This window comes from Xenorhabdus sp. SGI246 (assembly GCF_040838225.1).
Lineage (GTDB): Bacteria > Pseudomonadota > Gammaproteobacteria > Enterobacterales > Enterobacteriaceae > Xenorhabdus > Xenorhabdus indica.
Genome location: NZ_JBFPEZ010000158.1, coordinates 1 through 4,058, shown reverse-complemented (window position 1 = coordinate 4,058; position 4,058 = coordinate 1). Strand labels below are relative to the sequence as shown.

Annotated in this window: 7 protein-coding genes; all 7 read right to left on the bottom strand. The window is 51.4% G+C overall.

Annotated features, from left to right (window positions below; genetic code table 11):
* On the bottom strand, positions 1-528 hold a 528-nt coding region (locus tag ABLA85_RS18860), incomplete at its 3' end, for a reverse transcriptase/maturase family protein (protein WP_367965836.1).
* Positions 529-768: 240 nt separating this feature from the next.
* On the bottom strand, positions 769-1,035 hold the full coding sequence (locus tag ABLA85_RS18855; RefSeq protein ID WP_367965835.1) for a hypothetical protein: 267 nt from the start codon (positions 1,033-1,035) through the stop codon (positions 769-771).
* Between the two features lie 23 nt (positions 1,036-1,058).
* Positions 1,059-1,361 (bottom strand): group II intron maturase-specific domain-containing protein, encoded by a 303-nt coding sequence (locus ABLA85_RS18850; RefSeq protein WP_367965834.1) that lies wholly within the window; start codon positions 1,359-1,361, stop codon positions 1,059-1,061.
* Positions 1,342-1,680 (bottom strand): reverse transcriptase domain-containing protein, encoded by a 339-nt coding sequence (locus ABLA85_RS18845; RefSeq protein WP_367965833.1) that lies wholly within the window; start codon positions 1,678-1,680, stop codon positions 1,342-1,344. Before ABLA85_RS18845 ends, ABLA85_RS18850 begins: the two co-directional genes overlap by 20 nt.
* On the bottom strand, positions 1,634-3,382 hold the full coding sequence (locus ABLA85_RS18840; RefSeq protein WP_367965837.1) for a recombinase family protein: 1,749 nt from the start codon (positions 3,380-3,382) through the stop codon (positions 1,634-1,636). The genes ABLA85_RS18845 and ABLA85_RS18840 overlap by 47 nt, the downstream gene beginning before the upstream one ends.
* The gene (locus tag ABLA85_RS18835; protein WP_367965832.1) at positions 3,267-3,545 is read right to left on the bottom strand and encodes a hypothetical protein; all 279 of its coding nucleotides are present in this window, start codon (positions 3,543-3,545) and stop codon (positions 3,267-3,269) included. Before ABLA85_RS18835 ends, ABLA85_RS18840 begins: the two co-directional genes overlap by 116 nt.
* Complete coding sequence (locus ABLA85_RS18830) at positions 3,542-3,664, bottom strand: hypothetical protein (RefSeq protein ID WP_367965831.1); 123 nt, start codon at positions 3,662-3,664, stop codon at positions 3,542-3,544. The genes ABLA85_RS18835 and ABLA85_RS18830 overlap by 4 nt, the downstream gene beginning before the upstream one ends.
* Positions 3,665-4,058 lie beyond the last annotated feature (394 nt).

The window sequence follows — 4,058 nt, the reverse complement described above, 5'->3', positions numbered from 1 at the left end:
AGTTTGAGCTAATACAGATAACAATACATCATGGTCAATGTTATCAAAACATCCTTTGATGTCCCCTTCAATAAACCATTTTACACCCCGCCACTTATGCGTAATCTCCCGTAGCGCGGAATGGCAGCCACGACCGGGACGAAAACCAAAAGACAGTGCACTGAATCGCGGTTCATAGTAGGCTTCCAGCAAAAGACGCAGAGCTTCCTGAACCAACTTATCTGACCATGCGGGTAAACCAAGAGGACGTTTCCCTTTCTTTTTAGGGATATACGTTCTTCTTGCTGGAGTCCACCGCCAGGCCTCCCGACGCATAACGTCGATTATCCTGTCGATTTTCTCCAGCGACATGGTGTCCACTGTTTCGTTGTTACTTCCCGGAGTCATAGCCCCTGAATTACGGTAGAGTTTTCCATAAGCGCGCAGGTAGAGATCCGGCCGATAAAGCTGCCGATAGACCCCCTCCAGAGGCAGTTGTCTTCTGCCACGATCGGAATAGACGGCCAATATATTTTCGGCTGTTGCCATTTCGGTTACCTTAATATCAGGTCGTCAGACACCTGTGATCCTTCGCCATGTGGACGGTTTTCCCGTCCCCGGACTACTACGATCACTCCGTCACCATAGGCCTCGCGACCCACAGGCGATCCCGTGTTCGTATGAATTGAACGTACTAGCGCAACGTAGGTTCCCGGTTCGACACCTTGAACGATCTCGCTGACCGTCGTTTGGCAGAGGAAGATTTCGGCTGGCGAAAGTCGTACCAGTCTATTCTGCCAACACAGCCCTTACATACCGTGGCTGTGGATGTGCGCGTTCCATCACTGGTGTCTGGGGTTCAGGCAATGCAGCTTTAACCTTATTGAGCGGGTCTTGCGCGACAACCGGTCTGGTATGTTCGCCGGTTCCACGCTTCTCAGCCATGCTCATGTCCCTTAAGGTTTTCACCATCCGGTAAGGCTGATGACCCAGAAGTATTTCTTCCAACTCCTCCTGCCTGTAGCAGGTATTCAATTCACCGCTTTCACGGCGCACCCTCTCAGCTCATACCGCTCCCATCAGACAAACGAGCCTGTCATTCCTGCCCGCCAATGGGCAAACAACCACGGATGTTTCTCGGCGATCCCCTCGATAAATTTCGAAGCCCGGGTTTTGTATCGTCGCAATGCCTTAAACTTTCGTCTGACCCAGCGTACCAGCGCTTTGTTGATTTGTCGGAACACTTTATACAGCTCTGAACGGCAAAATTGACCATAATAGCTCAACCATCCACTTATCATAGGATTTAGCCAACCGGCTAATTGTGTCAAATTCAGCTCTGTTCGCATCCTGACTTTCAATTTACGGATTTTGAATTTCATCGCTTTCTGCGCCGTCTGGCTTACTGCGGGCTGCGGGCGTAAAACTCACAAACAGACTGTTCCGTTTGGTGTTCTTCACCACTCTTGGCCTGAAAGTGTAGCCGAGGAAGTCAAAACGGGTATGTTCATACCTCCCTTTTCGTTTTCCATCCTGACAGTAAGCTATTCGGGTTTTATCAGGATGCAGTTCCAGTCCGCATTCCCGAAAACGGTGTTCGAGTATCCCCCACATTTCTATAGCCTGACTTTCACTTTGGCAGTGAACCAGTCCATCATCCGCATAGCGGCACCATTTCCGTTGGGGATAATGCTTTTGCATCCACTTGTCGAAAACGTAATGCAGAAATAAATTTGCCAGTACCGGACTGCTCACGCCCCGAACGCAAAAGGTAACTTTTGTCAGGTATCTGTAAATTGGTGGGTATCGGCGAAAGTTGATTGTCGCTGGGCGGTGTATGAGTCAACGGGATGGAATGGCGAATGACGATGGTGTCGTCATCAACCAGTATGTCCTTGACCAGTAAACGAACAATACGCTGCCGATCGCCAATTTCCAGCGTCTGGGCACTTTGCCGTAATCGCTGAAGGAACTCAGTCAACGTTTCCGCCAGGTGCAGGATCGACATACGGTCGGCAGCCTGATCGAGAAGCGTCTGTAACTCTGTCTGCAATCGCTGTTGACGACCCCGTAATTCCGGCATTCTGCCCCGAAGTTCTTCCAAAGACAGGAGATCCTCCTGATAAGCCGTAATCAATCGCTCCATGCTTTTTCCAAGGCGAGCCAGATCCCGCTCGATAACCGCTTTCCGTTCATTCGCGGGTTCAGCTGAGCGGGCAGCTTCAAGGCGTCGTTCCAGTTCAGCATTGATGAGCGCCGGATCTTCAATGAGACGGAGGACTTCCTGCCAGACGATCTGGTCGAGCAAATCCTGGCGGATGGGGCGGTTGTCACATAAAGCCCCGTTGAGATGGCGCCAACTATCGGAGCCTAGGCATCGATAATAGGAGATTTTACGGGCAGATGTGCGTGTCGACGTTCTCGACAAGGCATATCCGCATTTCCGGCATGATACCAGTCCCTGAACAAGGCTGGGTTCAATGGTTCGCCGGGAGGCAAAGCGTTTATTGTCCGCAAGGCGCTCTGCCGCCAGGGCAAAGGTTTCTTCGCTGACGATAGCGGGAACCGGTATTTCGATCCATTCCTCTCGCGGACGTTCGTGCGCGCTGGTTTTTTCTCCATGAACCCCATACCCCCTTAAGCGGAAGGGTTTCGTTACACGCTGCCTCGGCCCTGTTTCCGTTTTGTTATAGCAGGCCGTTCCCTTATAGGCTGGATTGCGCAACATAGCCCAGACGACTGAACGTTCCCAGTGCGTTGTCTGTCCCCGTGTCGGTACTGCCATTTCACCCAACAACCGGGCGATAGCACCGATACTTAACCCTTCCGTCGTGTATTTCTCATACACAAGCTGCACAACATTCGCTTCCTCCGGAATGATTTCGTAACGGGCTGGAACGTCATGCATTTTGCGAATATAAAGATAACCATAGGGGGCTCCCCCCAAAACCGCCACATCACCTAACTTGGCCCGATAACGTTTGCCGCGCCGATACCGTTCAAGGAGCTGGGCGCGTTCATATTCGGCGATCATGCCCTGAAGCTGAAGCAAGAGCTGGTCTTCTGCCGTATCTGAATGCGGCGCCTTGATGAAGAAGGTTTCGACCCCATTGCGCGTGAACTCTTCGATAAGCAGAACCTGATAGGCATATTTTCTGCTTAATCTGTCCGGCGAATAGACGAGAACAGCCTGAAGCTGTCCCTCAGCAACCAGGTCGCGCAACCGCTCCAGGCCCGGCCTCAGCAAGCTGGCACCGCTGAACCCTTCATCCTCGATAATCCATTCGTCAGGAACGCTGAAGCTTTGTTCGCGCGCGAATTCGATCAGCGCTGCTGTCTGACTGGCAATGGTGTTCTTCTCCTTTTGCTGGCTGGAAGACACCCTGGCGTAGATTGCGGCAATTTTCATCAATTTCCCCCGTTACACGCTGAACACTTCTGACAATGTGCACCTGTTCCGGAACCAGGATCTTGTAGACCAGCTCCAGCTTGACAGTCAGAAGACGATCAAATACTGGCTCAAGCTGAACACGATGCGCCATATCGTCCCACTCACCCGTTGTCATGTGCCTTGTCGATGAACGCGAGCAAATGCATTAGCAACCAGGTTACTGATTGTAGTGCCCTCTGCCGATGCACGGGATCGAACTGAAGCCACCAGATCCGGTGGTAACTTGAATGTCACGGCCACCGTTGGCTCGACGATCGACAGCGGCATGTTGAGCTTTTTTGCTGATTCGACGTAGCGATAAGCCTGGCGCCGGGATAACTCGAACTGGTGTGACAATGACAAGGTAGCCTCCGCCACACTCATTCCATGAGCGAGCAATTCATGGGCCGTGTTAAGACGTTTCGCTCTTTGTGTATTAGTTGATCTCGACATATGACACAAAAATATTATCTTTTAAGGCGCAAATCAAGAACAAGACATGAACGATCAAACGAGATAGTTCGCTCGAAAATTAAATTACCTTTTGCGTTCGGGGCGTGATAACACCGCCTAATGCACAGTAAAGACAAATGCGCCGTGATCCCAGGTTGGGCGTATGGGATAAGGCCATACGCCACAAAGAGTAAGC

Coding starts and splice junctions, on each gene's coding strand:
- ABLA85_RS18845 (WP_367965833.1), bottom strand. CDS start 1,680: ATGCAAAAGCATTATCCCCAACGGAAATGGTGCCGCTATGCGGATGAT.
- ABLA85_RS18850 (WP_367965834.1), bottom strand. CDS start 1,361: ATGAAATTCAAAATCCGTAAATTGAAAGTCAGGATGCGAACAGAGCTG.
- ABLA85_RS18835 (WP_367965832.1), bottom strand. CDS start 3,545: ATGACAACGGGTGAGTGGGACGATATGGCGCATCGTGTTCAGCTTGAG.